This is a genomic window from Streptomyces sp. NPDC102406 (assembly GCF_044765725.1).
GTDB lineage: Bacteria > Actinomycetota > Actinomycetes > Streptomycetales > Streptomycetaceae > Streptomyces.
The window spans coordinates 152,326-168,822 of the sequence record NZ_JBIWKP010000003.1 but is presented as its reverse complement, the minus strand read 5'-3'; the positions used below and the strand labels follow the sequence as shown (position 1 = coordinate 168,822).

Sequence of the window (16,497 nt, the reverse complement as noted above, 5' to 3'; positions counted from 1 at the left end):
CTCGCGCGCCCCTTCCGCGCCGCCCCGCGTCTCCGCGCCCCGGTCACCCTGGCGCTCCCTGAAGTACCGCAGCATGCGCTGGTGGTCGGTGGCCAACTTCGTGTCCAACGCCGGTACGTGGATGCAACTGACCGTGCAGAACCTGCTGGTCCTGCAGATCACCGGGTCCGCCGCCGCGACCGGCCTGTCCATGTCCGTGCAGGCGGCGCCCGCGCTGCTCATGAGCCTGGCGGGCGGCGCCGCCGTGGACCGGCTGCCCCGCAAGCTCACCGCCGCGGTCAGCCAGTCCCTGCTGGGCGCGATCGCCTTCACGACGGCCGCCCTCGTGGCGACCGGGCGGCTCGACCTGACCGTCCTCATGGTGCTCGCCGCCGTCACCGGCGTCGTTGCCACGGTCGACGGGCCCGCGTGCGCCCTGCTCGGCAACGACCTCGTACCGCCGGAGGACGTGCCCTCGGCGATCGGCGTGGGCTCCCTCGTGCACAGCGCGGGCCGCCTCGCCGGTGCCGCGCTCGGCGGGATCACCGTCGGCTTCCTCGGCACGGCCGCCGCGTACGCCGCCAACGGGGTGTCCTTCCTCTTCGTCGCCTCGGTCATCCCCTTCCTGCGTCCCGCGTACGGGGCGGTGCGCGGGGCCGCCGCCGCGATGCGGCCCGCCCCCTCCGCGACGGAACCGGTCGGCCAGGACATGACCGTGCGCCAGGGCCTGGTCTTCTTCCTGCGGCGGCCCCGCCTCGTGGCGCTCGCGGGCGTCACCGGCATCAGCGCGATCTTCGGCCGCAACTACAGCCTGACCCTGGCCGTGCTCGTCACAGGCCCGCTCGCCGGGGGCGCCGGTTCGTTCGGCACGGTCTCCACCGTCCTCGCCGTCGGCGGCATCCTCGGCGCGGTGCTCGGCGCACGGCTGCGCCGGCCGTCGGTGCGGCTCGTGGGCACGCTCGCCGCCGCGGGCGGACTGCTCCAGGCGGTGGCGGGTCTCTCCCCGTCGTTCGCCGTCCTGCTCGTCCTGGTACTGCCGATGGCCGTCGTGGAGACCGTCTCGGACACCGCGGGCACGACCGTCCTCCAGACCGACCCGCCCGCGCATCTGCGGGGCCGCGTCCTCGGCGTCTGGGGAAGCGTCAGCACGGCCTGGGGCCTGGCGGGACCGCCCGCGCTCGGCCTCCTCATGGAGTGGGCCGGCGCCCGCGGCGCCCTGGTCTCCGGTGGCCTGATCGTCGCCGCCTCGATCGGGGCGGGCCACCTGCTGCGCAGGCGCCGGGTCACCGCGCCGGTCGTCCTGCGCACGGAGGGACACGACGCCGCGGCGCAGCCCGCGCTGGGCACGGCCGCCTGAGAGCCTTCACCCGCGCGTCGCCGCCGCGCCGCGCAGCGGCTCCCGCTCGGGCAGTTCGCGTACGGCGTCGATGACCTCCGTGGGCGTGACGCGCAGGAGGCGTTCGTCCGGCCGGTCGCCGTGGGCGTCGCCCGGGCGGGGCGGGTCGTCGGGGTCGGGGTGCCACAGGACGCGGTGGCGCGGGTCGGGCGGCGGGCCCCACAGGCGGGGCGCGACCGGGCCGAACAGGACGACCGATGGGGTGCCGAGCGCCGTCGCGAGATGGGCGAGCCCGGTGTCGCCGACGATCACGCACCGGGCCCCCGCCACGAGGGCCGCCAGCCGGTCGAAGGGCACGTCCGCCGCGCCGCCGACCACGGCGGACCCCGGCAGCCCCGCCCGCGCCGCCACGGCCCGCGCGATCTCCTCCTCCCCCGCCCCCGCCGTCACCACGACGTCGTGCCCGCGCGTCCGCAGCGCCCTGGCCACGGCCGCGAACCGCTCCGGCGGCCAACGGCGGGCGGCGGCGTCGGCGCCGGGGTGCACGACCACCGCGCCGGGCGCCGGGGAGGGCGTCGCGGGCGGCGGGACGTCCAGGGCCTCGGGGTCCGCATCGACGCCGTACCAGGACAGCAGACGGCACCACCGTTCCCGCTCGTGCTCGTCGTCCCGCCACACCGGCCCCTCGATGTCGGGCGTACCGGGATGGGCGTACGCGAACAGGCGCCCGGGGCGCAGCCGTTGCAGCAGCAGGTGGCTGGGCGGCCCGTTGCCGTGCAGGTCCACGGCGAGGTCGGGCGGCGGCCCCGTCCAGGACAGCTCGGCGGGGACCTCGCGGCCGGTGGCCGACGTGGGCAGCAGCCTGTCCACGAGGCCGGTCGCCGCGGCGGGCGCGGCCAGCCGACCGGGGGCCGCGAGCACGATCTCGTGACCGGGCCACCGGCGGCGCAGGGCACGCAGCGCCGGTACGACGGTCAGCAGGTCCCCGAGCCCCAGCGCCCGCAGCACCAGGACGCGGGGGCGGTCCTGCGGCCTGCCGTCGCCGCCGGTCGCGGCCTGCGGGTGGCGCCTCACGGCGCGGACGGCCGCGGGGGGAGGGCGGCGGCCGCGGCACGGCGGGCCAGCAGGGTGGTGGAGCGGCCGTCGAGGTACGGCAGGACGACCGCCTGCCCGCCCCACGCCCGCAGGGTCCGCGCCTCGGGCAGGTCCTGGACCGAGTAGTCGCCGCCCTTCACCCACACGTCCGGCCGCAGTCGGGCGAGCAGCTTCTGCGGTGTGTCCTCCTCGAACACGGCGACGGCGTCGACGCTGCCGAGCGCCTCCAGGACACGGACGCGGTCCGCCTCCTTGTTGAGGGGCCGCCCGGGGCCCTTGCGGCGGGCCAGTGACGCGTCGGAGTTGAGGCACACGATCAGGCAGTCGCCGATGCGCCGGGCGCTCTCCAGGAGCCCGACGTGGCCCGCGTGCAGGAGGTCGAAGCAGCCGCCGGTGGCGACCACCGTGCCGCCGCGCGCCCGCACCCGCTCGGCGAGGGCGAACGCGTCGGTGACGGGTGCCTCGTCGGCGCGGGGCGCGGGCGCCGTCCGCCACAGGTCCGGGTTGCCCGCGCCGCCCGCCGACACGAACGCGGCGGCCTCGGCGACGGCCCGCTGGAGCGCCTCCTCCGGGAGCGCGCCGTCCGCGAGGGCCGCGGCCGTCGTGGCGGCGAAGCAGTCCCCGGCGCCGCAGGGGTCGCCGGTGGCGCGGTAGGGCGACGGCACGAGCATCGGCGTACCGGCGCCCGGCCGGGTCAGCAGGACGCCGCGCTCGCCGAGGGTGACGGCGACACCGGCCGCCTGCCAGCGGTCGGCCAGTTCGGTGCCGCGCGCGGCGTAGGCGCCCAGCGTCTCGTCGCCCCCGGGGCACAGGGCGCGGCTCTCCGCCGCGTTGGGGGTGACGAGCCGCGCGCCGGGCACGGGCTCGTCGCCCTTGGGGTGCGGGTCCCAGACCAGCGGGGTGCGCGGGGTGACCGCGGCCAGGTGCGCGCGTACGGCGCTCGCCGTGCCGCGGCCGTAGTCGGCGACGAGCACGGCGTGGGCCTCGGCGAGGGCGTCGCGCACCGCGGCGTCGGGCTCGCCGGGGGTGCCGCCGCCGCGGTCGATGCGCACCAGCGGCCGGCCCGCCGCGAGGACGCGGGTCTTCACCGGCAGGGTGCCGTTCAACGGCAGCTCCACGAGCCGGACGCGGCCCTTCAGCGCCCGGCGCACGGCTTCGCTCGCGGTGTCGTCGCCGAGCGCGGTGACCAGAACGACCTCGCGTCCGCCGCGGGCCGCGAGGGCGGCGGCGAGGCCCGCGCCGCCGGGGTGGCGGCGGTCGTCGGTGACGTCGACGACAGGGGCGGGGGCGTCCGGGGAGAGGCGGGTGGCGACGCCCTCGATGTCCTCGTCGAGCAGGACGTCCCCGACGACGACGAGCGGCTTCGGGCCGGTCACGACAGGGTCCCGGGGACGGGGACCGCTCGGGGCGCGGTCCGGCCGACGGTCGCCGCGACGGGCCGCGGTTCGGCGACGGCCGCGTCGAAGGCCTCGCACAGCAGATGGACGGCGACGAGGTGCGCCTCCTGCACGGTGGCCGTGGTGTCGCCGTCGATGTACAGGGCCTCGTCGGCGGCCTCGCCGAGCGGGTTGGGGCCCGGTCCGGTGAGCGCCCAGACGCGCAGCCCGGCGGTCCGGCCCGCCACCGCCGCGGTGATCAGGTTGGCGCTGCGCCCGGAGGTGGACAGCAGGAGCAGCACGTCGCCCGGCCTGCCGTGCGCGGAGACCTGGCGCGCGAACACGTGATCGAAGCCGTAGTCGTTGCCGATCGCGGTCATGCTGGACGTCTCCGCGTGCAGGGAGATCGCCGAGTACGCCGGGCGCTCGTGGCGGTAGCGGCCCACCAGTTCGGCGGTCAGGTGCTGCGCCTGCGCGGCGCTGCCGCCGTTGCCCGCGGCGAGGAGACGGCTGCCCGCGGGCAGCGCGGCGGCGAGCCGGCCGCCCCACTCCGCGATCCGGCCCAGGTTCTCCCTGCGCAGCCGGCCGAGGGCCCGCTCCAGTGACCGGCAGTGCGTGTGGGCGGCGTCGAGTGCGGGGGATTCGTTCATGTCGATCGGGCATGCCGCGCCGCTGAGGACGTCGACGGGCCCGCACCTCCTTCGGGGGTCGATGAGGTCGGATGCTGGGGGCGGGCCGCCCCCGGGGGTCCCGGTGCGTGCCTCACACCGCTCCGACCCCGGTCGCGACGGGCAGGGCGTCGAGGACCGCGCAGTACGCCTCCTCGGTGGCGGCGGCGACGCGGTCCCAGCCGAAGCGCCGCAGGGTCCTGCGGCGGCCCGCCTCCCCGCTCGCCTCCCGCATCGCCGGGTCGGCGAGGAGTTCGGCGACGGCGCGGGCGAGCGCCTCGGGGTCGCGGGGCGGGACCAGCCGGCCGGTCGCGGGGTCGGCGACCGTGTCGAGCTGTCCGCCGACCGCGCTGGCGACGACCGGCCTGCCGCACGCCATGGCCTCCAGCGGCACGATGCCGAACGGCTCGTAGTCCGCGGGACACACCACCACGTCGGCCGCGCGCAGCAGCGGCGGCACCTCGGCGCTCGGCACGCCGCCCGTGAAGCGGACCCGGTCGGCGACGCCCGCCCGGCGGGCGAGTGCGCGCAGGCGGCGCACCTCCGGATCGTGTGCGAGCCGGTCGGCCGGGGGCCCGCCGACCACGACGAGTTCCGTCTCGGGGAGCTGGGCGAGCGCCGCGACGGACACCGCCGCGCCCTTGCGCGGCACGAGCCGGCCCAGTTGGAGCATCTGGTGGCGTTGGCCGCCGCGCTCGGCGACCGGTCCGCGCGGTGTGAACAGCTCGGTGTCGACGCCGCACGGCACGATGCCGACCTTGGCGGCGGGAATGCCCATCCGGCCCAGTTCGGCGACCTCGTCCCGGCAGGTGGCGATGACCCGGTCGCAGCCGAGCCCCACCTCCGTCTCCAGGGCGATCCGCCGGGGCGGGCTGGGGTCGGCGAGCTGCTGGTGGCGTCGCTTCACCGTGCCGAGCGCGTGGTACGTGTGCAGCAGCGGAAGCCCGAGCCTGCGGGCGGCCTGCAAGGAGGCGAGGCCCGACATCCAGAAGTGCGAGTGCACCACGTCGGGCGGCCTGCCGCGCCAGACGCGGGTCAGGTGGCGGCCGAACTCGTCCATGTACGGCAGCAGTTCGTCCTTGGGTATCTGCTCGGGCGGTCCCGCGGGCACGTGATGGACCCGTACGCCCTCGCGCAGCGCCGTCTCCTCGGGGAGGTCGCGGGCGTCGCGGCGGGTGTAGACGGTGACCCGGTGACCGCGGTCGGCGAGGGCACCGGCGAGGCTGGCGACGTGCACGTTCTGGCCGCCCGCGTCGACGCCGCCGAGCGCGGCGAGCGGACTCGCGTGCTCCGAGACGAGCGCGATGGACAGCGCTCCCGCGGTGGGCGCCGCGCCGAACGTGCCGGAGCCGAGGGGGCCGAGGGAGGGGGTCATGAGCACGCCTCCGTCATCACGCGCTCCCAGTCACCGAGGAAGCGCTTGAGTCCGTACCGGTCGAGAGCCGCCTGCCGGGCGCGGGCGCCGTCCTCGGCCGCCGCCTCCGGTTCCTCCAGGTAGCGGCGGGCGGCCTCGGCCAGCACCTCGGGGCGGGTCGACAGGGTGCCCGTGCCGGGCGGGATCGCCTCCACCGCCTCCGTGGTGGCGAGCGCCACGACCGGCATGCCCAGGTGCATGGCTTCGAGGAGGGAGAGGCCGAGCGAGGTCCAGCGCACCGGATGCAGGTAGAGGCGGCGCTCGGCGAGGGCCGCGTGCAGCTCGCTCTGCGGCAGGTCGGCGGTGCGGCACCGCTCCTCGGACAGGTTCAGGTGCGCGGCGAGCCCTTCGGTGCGCATGCCGAAGACGTCGAGGGGGGCTGCCTCGCTGAGGGCGGGCAGCAGGTCGGTTCCGGTGTGACGGCCGCGCCGCACCGGTTCGTTGACGACGACCGCGGCGCGGGCGATCCGCCCGGTGTACTGGTGCCCGGGGTCGACGATGCCGTGCTCGATCACCTCGGTACGGGTCGAGCCGCAGTCCCAGAAGAGCCGGTTGAAGTGGGTGACGTGCACCAGCGTCAGGTCGTCGCGGTCGGCGCAGGGGTGCCGGGTGTCGGGCACGTCGCCGTCGGGCGCGTTGTGCTCCAGGTACACGGCGGGCACGTCCCGTCCGGGGCGCCGGCCGCCGAGCCAGCGTTCGGCGAGCTCCAGCTCGTGCGGCCGCTGGAGGAGGACGAGGTCGACCTCGGCGTCCCGCAGCTCCTCGGGCGTGACCTCGCGGACCGACGCGGGCCAGGAGAACGTGCGGGCCCGTCCGAGGCCGTCCGGGTCGCGGCCCGGTGTGACGGGAACGAGGTAGGTGTGCGGACCTTGGACGAACGCGGTCGTCCAGGAGCCGTGTACGTGCCACAACAGGATGTTCATACGGTCGCTCCTCGTTCCGTTGTCCGGCTGGGGGTGCCGTCGGCGAGCACCGCCACGGCCTCCAGCACCTCGGTGTCACCGACCCCGTCGAGGCAGGGGTGGCCCGGCAGGGGGCAGTGCCGCGCGCGGCTGTCCGCGCACGGCGCGCGCTGGTCGCCGAGCAGGACGTGCCGGACGCCGTAGGGGCCCCAGCGCTCGGCGGGCACCACCGGCGCGAAGAGGCAGGCGACGGGGGTGCCGACGGCGGCGGCGAGGTGACCGGGCCCGGTGTTGCCGACCACCGCCACCCGCGCCCCGGCGAGGACGCCCGCGAGGTGGCGCAGATCGGTGGCGCCGCCGAGGTCGAGGGCGTGGCGCCCGGCGACCCTCGCGGTCAGCTCCCGCTCCCTGGGCCCGCCGGTGACCACGACCCGGTGGCCTTCGGCGGCGAGCGCCGCCGCGGCGCGGGCGGCCCGGTCGGGGCTCCAGGCGCGGGCGGGGACGGCGGCGCCCGGGTGCAGCACCACGTACGGTCCGGGGCCGGTGAGCGCGGTGGTGTCGGGGGGTGTGCGCACGCGCAGGGCGCCGTCGTCGCCTGCGGGCAGCGCGTATCCGGCGGCGTGGGCGAGGTCGAGGGCGGCCGTCGCCTCGTGGCGGTGGGGCCGTCGGTGGTGGCGCAGGTCGAGGAGGGCGCCGGGGTAGTCCTCGCTGTCGGCCGCGGTCCAGCCGACCCCGGCCAGCTTCAGGAGGAGGGCGGCGGGCAGCGGGCTCTGGTGGTAGGAGACGAGGACGAGCGCCCGGTCGAAGCGGCCCGCCGCGACCGCGTCGACGACCTGCCGGGTCGCCGCGCGCGAGACCGGCGCCGGTTCCAGCCCCACCCAGGGGGCGTCGTGGACCAGGACGTCGTCGACGCCGGGCAGCAGCCGCCCCGCGTCGGCGCCCTGCGGTCCGCACAGCAGGGCGGTGTACGAGGATCCGGCGGCGACGGCGCGCACGGCGGGCCCCGCGAGCAGCACGTCGCCCGCGCTGTCCAGCCGCACGACGAGCGTGCGCGGAAGGTGCCGGGTTCCGGTCGTTGCGGTCATCGCCGCTCCTCCCCCGCTGCCGGGGCCCCGGAGGAGGCCATGGCGGCGCCCCGGCCCGGCAGGGTCAGAGCGAGCCGGACCGCGGCGAGCAGGTCGGGGGCGACGGTGTCGGCGGCCTCGATCTCCTCGGCGCGGGTGACGGGGGTGGGGACCAGTACGCCGCGGGCTCCGGCGGCGCGGGCCGCCGCCACGTCGGCGCCGATGTCGCCGATGACGACGGCGCGCCCGGCCGGGACGCCGAGCCGCTCGCACGCGGCGAGCACCAGGCCCGGCTCCGGTTTGCGGCAGCCGCATCCCTCGTCCGGGCCGTGTGGGCAGACCGCCCAGACGTCGAACGGGCCGAGGAGCGCGTCGACGCGCCGCCGCACCGCGTCGACCTGCGCGCGGGTCAGCAGCCCGCGCGCGACCCCGGACTGGTTGCTGACGACGCCGACCGGGATGCCGGCCGCCCGGACGGCCTCGACGGCGCCGCGCGCGGTGGGCATGAGCCGCACCCGCTCCGGGTCGCCGTTGTAGGGGACGTCCTCGACGAGCGTCCCGTCCCGGTCGAAGAGGACGGCGGCGGGCAGCCCGGCGGCCACCCGGCGCATGCCGCCCGGGCCGTCCCCGTCGGACAGCCAGGGCCCTTCCGTGCTGGGACGTCGCGTCATCGGCGCACCCGTTCCTCGGGCACCGGCCGGGGTGTCGCCACCGGCTCGGGGCGGGGCCCCGGCTCGTTCGGGGCGGACGGTGTCACGTCGCGGTGCAGGAGGCGGCCTCGTAGCCAGTGCCAGGTGGCCGCGGGCGGGATGAGCACGCTGGTCAGGGCCATCGCCGTCACTTCGTCGCGGTTCCGGGGGCCCGGCAGGATCCTGGCGAGCGCGAACTCGGCGGTGCCCGCCAGCCATACGGCGGCGCAGGCCGTGGCGGCGGCGGGCCTGCGCGCCGCCGCGCACAGCAGGGCCGCCGTGGCCGCTCCCGTCAGGGCCAGATGGCGCGGCAGCCGCCCGCGCGGCGCGGCGGCCCGGCGCCACCAGTCGGGGCCGTGCAGCCGCGTCATGAGCACGTCGTCCGCGTTGCCCGCCTGGAGGCGGACCGAGATCCAGCGGCTCGCGGGGCGGACCGGATGCGTCGTGGCGCGGGTTCCCTCGGCCACCGTCCAGCCGGCGTCGATCACCCGCAGCGCGAGGTCCGCGTCCTCCCTGAAGGCGCGCCGGAACCGCTCGTCGAAGCCGCCGACCTCCTCCAGCACCGTCCGGCGGTACGCCATGTCGGCGGTGATCCACCGGGCGGTGGCGAGTCCCGCCGTGTTGCGCTCCCAGTCGGTGGGGCGCCGGTCGGCGGGGAGCGGCACGTCGATGCGGGCCGTGACCGCCCCTTCGCGGGAGGTCGCCGCCGCCAGGTCGAGCGCCAGATCGTCGCACCAGGTGGGCCCGGGCACCACGTCGTCGTCGAGGAAGACGATCCACGGGACGGGCCCGGCCGCCCGCCATCCCGTGTTGCGCGCGGCGGCGGGTCCGCGCCCACCGCCGCTCACCACGGTGGTCAGGGCGCGCAGCGGTTCGGGGACCGTGAGCGGGGCCGTGTCCCGCCCGCTCCCGCGGTCGTCGACGAGGACCATCCGGTCCGGTTTCGGTCCGGCCGCCTCGGCGAGGGCGCGCAGGGTGGCGTGCAGACTGGGCCGCCCGAGGGTGGGGATCACCACGGCGTACGTGCCCTCGCCACCGGCGCCGGAGTCGGTGTCCGGACCATGAGCGCGGCTGTGCTCGGTCATCAGGCGCCCTCCGTCCCGGCGCCTTGGAAGAGGTTCTGGCGCCGGATCGCGTACGGGCCGATGGCCAGCAGGTCGACCGGCGAGGAACCGAAGCACTCCAGGGCGTCGCGCGGGTCGTCGACCATGGGCCGGCCGGCCGTGTTCAGGCTGGTGTTGACGACCACCGGCAACCCGGTGAGCTGCTCGAACCGCTCCAGCATCCGGGCCACGAGCGGCTCGCGTTCCTGGTCCACGGTCTGGATGCGGGCCGTGCCGTCGACGTGCACGACGGCCGGGATGCGGTCCCGCCAGGACTCCGCCACGTCGTGCACGAAGAGCATGTACGGGCTGGGCATCGGCCCGTCGAAGATCTCGGGGGCACGGTCGGCGAGCACCATCGGCGCGACGGGCCTGAACTGTTCGCGGCCCTTGACGTCGTTGAGCCGCTCCAGGTTGCCCGCGTGGCCGGGGTGGGCCATGAGCGAGCGGTGTCCGAGGGCCCGGGGGCCGTACTCGGACCGGCCCTGGAACCAGGCGACGATCCGGTTGTCCGCGAGGGCCCGCGCCACCGTTTCGGCGATGTCCGGCGGCCGCTCGAAGGAGACGGCCGCGGTCTTCAGCCAGGCGCCGAGTTCCGCGTCCGACCAGTCGCGGCCCAGGTCGGCGCCGGTCATGGGCTCCGTCTTGATGCCCTCTCCCGCGGTCAGGAGCAGCGCGCCGCCGAGGGCCGTACCGGCGTCGCCCGCGGCGGGCTGCACCCACACCTTCGAGAAGGGGCCCTCGCGGGCGATGCGGGAGTTGGCCACGCAGTTCAGGGCGACGCCACCGGCGAGCGTGAGGACATTGTGGTGGGTCTTGCCGTGCAGCCACCGCGCCAGGTCGAGCAGGGTCTCCTCCAGGACGGCCTGGGCGCTGGCGGCCACGTCCGCGTGGTCCTGGGTCCACGGCTCGTCCGCGCCGCGGGGCGGGCACAGTTCGTGCCACGGCACCGCGCTGGCCCGGAACCCTCCGTCGCCCGTCGGGTACACGTGGCGGCGCAGCTCGGACAGCATGCGCGGGGTGCCGTGGGAGGCGAGCGCCATCACCTTGAACTCGTCGGAGGAGCGCAGGAACCCGAGGTGGTCGGTCAGCTCCTCGTAGACCAGGCCGAGGGAGTGCGGCAGGTCCTGCGCGTACAGCGGTTCCAGCTTGTCGCGGACGCGGCGCGCGGCGAGGTGGGAGGCGCGCTCGCCCCTGCCGTCGAGGACGAGCACGGAGGAGTCCTCCGCGTCGGGCGCGGCGAAGGCGCTGGAGGCGGCGTGCGCCATGTGGTGCGGTACGAAGCGGACGATGCCGGGGTCGAGTCCCGGCAGCGCCGCCTTGAGGAAGTTCGGGGCCTCGCGCGCGTACGTCTGGCGGAGGTGGTCCCAGGGGTCGTCCAGGCCCATGGACTCGGCGGGCCGCGCGAGCTCGGGATCGTAGGAGTACGCGACGGCGTCCAGGTCCTCGGGCCGCAGCCCGGCCCGGCTCAGGCACCAGGCGGCGGCCTTCTCGGGCAGTTCCCAGGCGGAGAACGGCAGGGGGCGCTTGCCGTGCTTGCGCCGGGAGAACCGCTCCTCCTCCGCGGCGGCGACGGTCCGGCCGTCGATGACGAGGGCGGCGGCGGGGTCGTGGAACAGTGCGTTGATTCCGAGGATGCGCATGAGGTATCCGGGGCTCCCTAGGCAGGACGGGGCACGTCGTGGGTTCGGGGTGGGGGCGGGCCTGGGGCTCTCGCCGCCGCCGGTCAGTGAGCTGCCGTGCGGTCTTCCGTACGGGTCCCGGCGCGGCTCTCCGTGGTGCGGAACCAGTCGATCGTGCGCCGCAGACCCTCCTCCGCGCCGACCTTCGGCTCCCAGCCGAGTTTGTCGCCGGCCAGGGTGATGTCGGGGCAGCGGACCGCCGGGTCGTCCGTGGGCCGGTCGATGAAGCGGATCTCCGAGGACGAACCGGTGAGGTCGATGACCAACCGCGCCAGTTCGAGCATGGTCAGCTCGGAGGGGTTGCCGATGTTGACGGGGCCGCGCATGCCGTGGGCGGCCGCCGCGAGGATGCCGCGCACGGTGTCGTCGACGTAGCACAGCGAGCGGGTCTGGCGGCCGTCGCCGGTGACGGTCAGCGGCTCCCCCGCCAGCGCCTGCCGGATGAAGGTGGGCACCGCCCGCCCGTCGTGGCCGCGCATCCGGGGACCGTAGGTGTTGAACAGCCGCACGATGCCGGTGTCGGTGCCCTCGGCCTCGGCGTGCGCCGTGGTGAAGGCCTCGCCGAAGCGTTTGGCCTCGTCGTAGACGCTGCGGGGTCCCACCGGGTTCACGTGCCCCCAGTACCGCTCGTCCTGGGGATTCTGCTGCGGGTCGCCGTAGACCTCGGACGTCGACGCGAGCAGGAAGCGGGCGCCGCTGCGATGCGCGAGCCGCAGCGCGTTGCGCGTGCCCAGGCTGCCGGTCTCCAGGGTGTGCAGGGGCAGGCGCAGATAGTCGGCGGGGGACGCCGGGGACGCGAAGTGCAGCACCAGGTCGGGGTCGCGGTCGACGGTGAGGCCCTCGGCCACGTTCGCCCGTATCAGCGTGAATCCGGGCCGGTCGAGCAGTGGCTCCACGTTCTCCGGGCGTCCCGTGCTGAAGTCGTCCACGCAGGTGACCGCTGTTCCCGCGGCCAGCAGGGCGGTACACAGGTGCGAGCCGACGAACCCGCCGCCGCCGGTGACGACGGCGTGCTCCCAGTTCCGTGACTGTTCCGTGGTCATGCAGATCTCCTCCGTACGCCGGCGTGTCGCTCGCTCAGCCTCTGTCACACGGACAGAAGCGGCTCGGTGGCGTACTGCGACCGGGTGACTCACCGAGCGTGACCCTTTTCGCGCGCGTCACTGCTTTTCCGCGCAACCGCACGGCGTACGGGAAGACGGACGGCCCGCTTCACCGCACCACTGGGGGTGCGACCGAAGCGGGCCGGTCAGTCCGTCTTTCTCTTCAGTATTTCGGAGGCCGAGACCTAAGCCGATTGCCTTCATTCGGCCGACGGCTCTCGCGGCTTGTCGCGTCAGTTGCCGAGGCCACCGCTGCCGAAGCTGCTCCCGTTGTCCTTGCGGTGGTCAGCGGGGTCCTGCGACGGGCTCGGATGCGTACTCGATTGGCCGTAGCCACCCTTGAGCTCGTGCGGCAGGAGACGGCCGCCGTCCTGCGGCACCTCGTCCGGCTCGCGATATTCCTGCACCTCGCCCACGGGCCCGCCCTCGGGCAGCTTCGGCTGCTCCTCGGGCCTCGGCCGGCGCGACTCACGGTTCTGGACGCGGCGCCCCAGAATAAAGGCGCCGATCAGGACCAGGACGACCACGATGCCCGCAATCCACATAAGCAAAGCCGTAGTCGACGACACAGCGAGTTCCCACTCCATCTTTTCCATAGCTGCGTTATACCCGCCCTGTCCGCAAATTAGCTCACGCTTACGCCTGCTTGTTCAGCAGCGAATGGCGCAGGGAATGGTGACAGAAAGGGGGAGAACCCCGAAGGCCGTTCGCGACCGCGGTGTCAGTCCTTGCCGCGGCCCGACAGGGCGTCCCGGATGCGGTCCACCATGCCGGCGCCGGGGGCCAGCAGCTTGTTGCCGGGCGGGGTGTCCGGGGCGGACGGGTGCGGGCGGGTCGGGGCCGTCTTCTTGGCCCGGCGCACCTTGTCGCCCAGCTTCATCAGTTCGTCCTCGGACGCCGCCGCCCGCAGCCGGGGGAAGAGGTTGTCCTCCTCGTCGCGGACATGCGAGCGGATCTCGGTCATCAGCTCGCCGATGAGCCGGTCGAACTCCGGGTCCCCGGCGCCGGCACCCTCCAGCGCCTTCATGGTCCGCTCGGCCGCGGCGTGGTCCTCGATCTCCTGGTCGGCGACCTTGTCACCGTCCGGCAGGAGATCGCGCACGGCCGGGTAGAGGTATGCCTCCTCGGCCACCGAGTGCCGCACCAGTTCGATCACGGCCTGGTCGGCGTACTTCTTGCGCTGTTCGTCACCCGAGGGCAGGGCGTCGATCTTCCCGAACAGCTCCTCGACCTCCCTGTGATCGGTCTCCAGTTCCGCGATGACATCTCCGCCGTGACCCACGGGGTGCTCCTCTCCTCTGCGCCGATCGCGCTGCCCCGACCGTGTATCCGTGGCTCCGCGCGCGCAAACCGGAACGGGCGTTCGGCGCAGCGGGAGGCCCGCGAACCCGCCGGAGGGATCCGGCCTACTGATCGCCGGTGAACTTCGGGTCCTTCGTCTGGTCGTAGATCTGCTTGCCCGACGCGTCGTAGGCGTGGACGTACGGGCTCGGGCCCATGTAGCGCGGCCCGGCGGGGGACTTCGGGGTCAGGGCCGCCCCGTAGACGAACGCGCCGTCCGCCATGCGAGCCGGGTACTCCTTCGGGTCGTCGCCGTAGCTGATGGTGATTTTGTCGACGCCGGACGCGTAGTGCCCGGCGCCCAGCGCGACATACCTGCCGTCGCCGGCGGGTTCGAGCATCGAGTCGAAGTACGCGATGACGTGACCGGTGCCCCACAGGCGGTCGTTGATGAAGGTGGGCGGGGAGTCCTGGCTGGTGCCCTTGTCGCCCTTCGACTGGCACTGCACGTACTGTCCCGCGGAGTCGACGGCGACGACCACGCCGTCATGGTCCGCCGAGGCGATGGGGGTACGGGCCGCGAGCACGGCGCGGTACTGCGAGGCGCCGGACCCCAGGCAGGAGGAGAGGATGGCGGGGACGGTCCCGGCGTCGATCGGGGTCGTCGTGGCGTCGTCGAGGGTGAAGTCGGTCTCGGGCGACGCCCCGCGGGCCGAGGAGGGCGCCGTACCGCTCCCTTGCGACGCGCTCGGACTCGGTGCCGCAGTGGAGTGCGCCGGGCCTGCGCCACGGTGCCCCGGCCCGGCGGCGCTCGGTCCGGCCTCCCCCGTGCCGCCGAGGACGACCACGGCCGCGACGCTCACCGCCGTCACCGAGGTGGCGACCCCGAGAGGCACGCCCCATCTGCGTCGCAGCGAAGCCTCGTTGTCCTGTGCGCCGATCTTCATCAGTAGTTCCTCTCGGGTCCGCCGCTGGTTCGGCAGATCACGATCGGAAGGAGCCGCCGGGATGCCCTGCGGGTCATTCATCGTGCGACCTCCTTCGCGTTGACGGGATGTCCGGAACTGAACGGCGCCGGAACGGCGGCCCCACCGAGATCGGCCCCGAGCCTTCGCCGGGCCCGGCTCAGCCGGGACTTCACGGTGCCGACCGCTATCTTCAGCACGGTCGCGGCCGACTGCTGATCGAGGCCCGACCAGACGCAGAGCTCGACCACCTCGCGCTCGTGCCGCGGCAGCCGGGCCAGCGCCCGGTGGATCTCCGACATACGACGCTCGTCGTCGACCAGACCTGCGACGCGGTCCGCGTGGTCGCCCACCGACTCGTCCTGCGACATGAGCCGGTGCAGCAGGGCCTCGGCCCGTCTCAGCCGCCGCCTGGTGTTCGACAACTGGCCGTTGGCGATGCCGAGCAGCCACGGCAGCGCCGAGTCGCGGTCCAGCACCGTCTCCGCGCGCCGTCGCCAGGCGTGCAGGAACACGGCCGAGGTCAGGTCCTCGGCCTCGGCCCAGTCGGCCGTCCGCCGGAACAGATGGTTGTAGACGGCCTTCCCGTGCCGGTCGAAGATCCGCCCGAACGCCTCACGGTCGCCGTCGACAGCCCTCTCCCACAGCTCCCGGTCGGATGCCCCGCCGCCCGGTACGGCAGAACCAACGTCGTTCAGTTCCATGCCCCGTCCGTGTCCGGCACCCGGCCGAAGGTTCCCGCGGCGCCCCGTCCGTTGCACGGGACGGGCGCTGCCCGGGTCACGCGGTCGGCCGACGGCGGTCCGACGACTCGGGGAGCGGTACTCGTGCGCGGGCCGCCCGCCGGTCCAGGGCGGCCTCGACATGGGGGCAGTTCGTGCGGACGACGTCGAGGAAGGCGCCCAACACCGGGGAGCGGTCCCGGTCGGCGAAGGACAGGACCAGGTCGGGCAGCGCCGTCCTCGGGGCCACCTCGCAGAAACTGATCCCCGGACGCGGCGCCTCCCGCATGCGCGAGGGCCCGAGGCCGACGCCGATCCCGCAGGCGGCCAGGCCCATGATCGTGTGCACGTCCCTGGCCACGGTGGCGTCCTCCAGCGCCGCGGCGTCCTCGCCCAGCAAGAGACGCAGCCCGGCGGCGACGGCCGGCTCGTCCTCCCCGGCCGCCACGATCAGCGGCTGCCGTCGCAACTGATCCACGCTGACCGACGCCTGGCCCGCGTAGGGGTGCCGGCCGCCGACCACGGCGATCAGATGGTCGTGCCCGACCGGCACGGACACCAGTTGCTCGGCCCCCGCGCCCCGCGGCGCCCCGAGGGTGACGGCCACGTCCAGCTCCCCGGCGACGAGAGCGGCGGCGCCGCGGCCGGACGCCATCTCGTGCAGCTCCAGCCGTACGTCGGGCCGCTCGCGGCCGAACTGGCCCAGGACGTCCGGGAGCGGGTCGATCAGCGCGGAGGCGACGAACCCGAGCCGCAGCCGACCCGTCTCACCCCGTACCGCCCGGCCGGCGTCGACCGTGGCCGCCGCCATCTCCTCCAGCGCCCGCCGCGCCCGGGCGAGGAACGCCTCACCCGCGGCGGTCGGGAAGACGCCCTGCCGGGTCCGGTCGAACAGCCGGGCCCCCGCCTCCCGCTCCAGATCGGCGATCTGCTTGGACAACGGCGGCTGCGCGATGCCCAGCGAACGGGCCGCCCGGCCGAAGTGTCCGCGCTCGGCGAGGGCGAGCGCGTACCGCAGATGCCGGGCTTCCATGCCGCTCCGTCCATACACGAGAAGTATGGCCGCCCAGCCTGCCATATCTTCACCTGGATCGATCGTCCGCGCCCGACTGGGATGG

General features: G+C 75.3%; 16 protein-coding genes. 1 reads left to right on the top strand and 15 read right to left on the bottom strand.

The features are described from left to right. Positions 1-73 precede the first annotated feature (73 nt). The gene (locus ACIRF8_RS14375) at positions 74-1,336 is read left to right on the top strand and encodes an MFS transporter (RefSeq protein ID WP_404215892.1); all 1,263 of its coding nucleotides are present in this window, start codon (positions 74-76) and stop codon (positions 1,334-1,336) included. A gap of 6 nt (positions 1,337-1,342) precedes the next feature. On the opposite strand, the gene ACIRF8_RS14370 is transcribed toward ACIRF8_RS14375, so the two are convergent. The 15 genes from ACIRF8_RS14370 to ACIRF8_RS14300 form a co-directional block, all read right to left on the bottom strand. Beyond that, positions 1,343-2,389, bottom strand: coding sequence for a glycosyltransferase family 9 protein (locus tag ACIRF8_RS14370; protein ID WP_404214543.1), 1,047 nt, complete (start codon positions 2,387-2,389; stop codon positions 1,343-1,345). Beyond that, the gene (gene rfaE2, locus ACIRF8_RS14365) at positions 2,386-3,786 is read right to left on the bottom strand and encodes a D-glycero-beta-D-manno-heptose 1-phosphate adenylyltransferase (RefSeq protein WP_404214541.1); all 1,401 of its coding nucleotides are present in this window, start codon (positions 3,784-3,786) and stop codon (positions 2,386-2,388) included. Before rfaE2 ends, ACIRF8_RS14370 begins: the two co-directional genes overlap by 4 nt. Beyond that, entirely contained in the window at positions 3,783-4,436 is a 654-nt protein-coding gene (locus ACIRF8_RS14360; protein ID WP_404214539.1) for an SIS domain-containing protein, read from the bottom strand. Before ACIRF8_RS14360 ends, rfaE2 begins: the two co-directional genes overlap by 4 nt. 112 nt (positions 4,437-4,548) lie before the next feature. After that, complete coding sequence (locus ACIRF8_RS14355; RefSeq protein ID WP_404214537.1) at positions 4,549-5,829, bottom strand: glycosyltransferase; 1,281 nt, start codon at positions 5,827-5,829, stop codon at positions 4,549-4,551. Further along, positions 5,826-6,791, bottom strand: coding sequence for a glycosyltransferase (locus ACIRF8_RS14350; RefSeq protein ID WP_404214535.1), 966 nt, complete (start codon positions 6,789-6,791; stop codon positions 5,826-5,828). The genes ACIRF8_RS14355 and ACIRF8_RS14350 overlap by 4 nt, the downstream gene beginning before the upstream one ends. Further along, the gene (locus ACIRF8_RS14345; protein WP_404214533.1) at positions 6,788-7,855 is read right to left on the bottom strand and encodes a glycosyltransferase family 9 protein; all 1,068 of its coding nucleotides are present in this window, start codon (positions 7,853-7,855) and stop codon (positions 6,788-6,790) included. The genes ACIRF8_RS14350 and ACIRF8_RS14345 overlap by 4 nt, the downstream gene beginning before the upstream one ends. Further along, positions 7,852-8,505: a D-glycero-alpha-D-manno-heptose-1,7-bisphosphate 7-phosphatase gene (locus ACIRF8_RS14340; protein ID WP_404214531.1), complete on the bottom strand. Its 654-nt coding sequence runs from the start codon at positions 8,503-8,505 to the stop codon at positions 7,852-7,854. Before ACIRF8_RS14340 ends, ACIRF8_RS14345 begins: the two co-directional genes overlap by 4 nt. Further along, the gene (locus tag ACIRF8_RS14335) at positions 8,502-9,608 is read right to left on the bottom strand and encodes a glycosyltransferase family 2 protein (RefSeq protein ID WP_404214529.1); all 1,107 of its coding nucleotides are present in this window, start codon (positions 9,606-9,608) and stop codon (positions 8,502-8,504) included. Before ACIRF8_RS14335 ends, ACIRF8_RS14340 begins: the two co-directional genes overlap by 4 nt. Next, on the bottom strand, positions 9,608-11,269 hold the full coding sequence (locus ACIRF8_RS14330) for a carbamoyltransferase (protein WP_404214527.1): 1,662 nt from the start codon (positions 11,267-11,269) through the stop codon (positions 9,608-9,610). The genes ACIRF8_RS14335 and ACIRF8_RS14330 overlap by 1 nt, the downstream gene beginning before the upstream one ends. A gap of 83 nt (positions 11,270-11,352) precedes the next feature. After that, the gene (locus ACIRF8_RS14325) at positions 11,353-12,351 is read right to left on the bottom strand and encodes an NAD-dependent epimerase/dehydratase family protein (protein ID WP_404214525.1); all 999 of its coding nucleotides are present in this window, start codon (positions 12,349-12,351) and stop codon (positions 11,353-11,355) included. Between the two features lie 293 nt (positions 12,352-12,644). Then, positions 12,645-13,007 (bottom strand): DUF6479 family protein, encoded by a 363-nt coding sequence (locus ACIRF8_RS14320; RefSeq protein WP_404214523.1) that lies wholly within the window; start codon positions 13,005-13,007, stop codon positions 12,645-12,647. Positions 13,008-13,132: 125 nt separating this feature from the next. Beyond that, positions 13,133-13,693, bottom strand: coding sequence for a hemerythrin domain-containing protein (locus tag ACIRF8_RS14315; RefSeq protein ID WP_404214521.1), 561 nt, complete (start codon positions 13,691-13,693; stop codon positions 13,133-13,135). 124 nt (positions 13,694-13,817) lie between these two features. After that, entirely contained in the window at positions 13,818-14,720 is a 903-nt protein-coding gene (locus ACIRF8_RS14310; protein WP_404214519.1) for a hypothetical protein, read from the bottom strand. Beyond that, a complete protein-coding gene (locus ACIRF8_RS14305; RefSeq protein ID WP_404214517.1) occupies positions 14,717-15,361 on the bottom strand; it encodes an RNA polymerase sigma factor in 645 nt (214 codons plus the stop codon). The genes ACIRF8_RS14310 and ACIRF8_RS14305 overlap by 4 nt, the downstream gene beginning before the upstream one ends. 76 nt (positions 15,362-15,437) lie before the next feature. Continuing rightward, positions 15,438-16,412, bottom strand: coding sequence for a LysR family transcriptional regulator (locus ACIRF8_RS14300; RefSeq protein WP_404214515.1), 975 nt, complete (start codon positions 16,410-16,412; stop codon positions 15,438-15,440). Positions 16,413-16,497 lie beyond the last annotated feature (85 nt).

Bases quoted from the DNA above. Each gene is read 5' to 3' on its own strand.
- ACIRF8_RS14375 (WP_404215892.1), top strand. From the start codon at position 74: ATGCGCTGGTGGTCGGTGGCCAACTTCGTGTCCAACGCCGGTACGTGG.
- ACIRF8_RS14360 (WP_404214539.1), bottom strand. From the start codon at position 4,436: ATGAACGAATCCCCCGCACTCGACGCCGCCCACACGCACTGCCGGTCA.
- ACIRF8_RS14355 (WP_404214537.1), bottom strand. From the start codon at position 5,829: ATGACCCCCTCCCTCGGCCCCCTCGGCTCCGGCACGTTCGGCGCGGCG.
- ACIRF8_RS14350 (WP_404214535.1), bottom strand. From the start codon at position 6,791: ATGAACATCCTGTTGTGGCACGTACACGGCTCCTGGACGACCGCGTTC.
- ACIRF8_RS14345 (WP_404214533.1), bottom strand. From the start codon at position 7,855: ATGACCGCAACGACCGGAACCCGGCACCTTCCGCGCACGCTCGTCGTG.
- ACIRF8_RS14340 (WP_404214531.1), bottom strand. From the start codon at position 8,505: ATGACGCGACGTCCCAGCACGGAAGGGCCCTGGCTGTCCGACGGGGAC.
- ACIRF8_RS14335 (WP_404214529.1), bottom strand. From the start codon at position 9,608: ATGACCGAGCACAGCCGCGCTCATGGTCCGGACACCGACTCCGGCGCC.
- ACIRF8_RS14330 (WP_404214527.1), bottom strand. From the start codon at position 11,269: ATGCGCATCCTCGGAATCAACGCACTGTTCCACGACCCCGCCGCCGCC.
- ACIRF8_RS14325 (WP_404214525.1), bottom strand. From the start codon at position 12,351: ATGACCACGGAACAGTCACGGAACTGGGAGCACGCCGTCGTCACCGGC.
- ACIRF8_RS14320 (WP_404214523.1), bottom strand. From the start codon at position 13,007: ATGGAAAAGATGGAGTGGGAACTCGCTGTGTCGTCGACTACGGCTTTG.
- ACIRF8_RS14310 (WP_404214519.1), bottom strand. From the start codon at position 14,720: ATGAATGACCCGCAGGGCATCCCGGCGGCTCCTTCCGATCGTGATCTG.
- ACIRF8_RS14305 (WP_404214517.1), bottom strand. From the start codon at position 15,361: ATGGAACTGAACGACGTTGGTTCTGCCGTACCGGGCGGCGGGGCATCC.
- ACIRF8_RS14300 (WP_404214515.1), bottom strand. From the start codon at position 16,412: ATGGAAGCCCGGCATCTGCGGTACGCGCTCGCCCTCGCCGAGCGCGGA.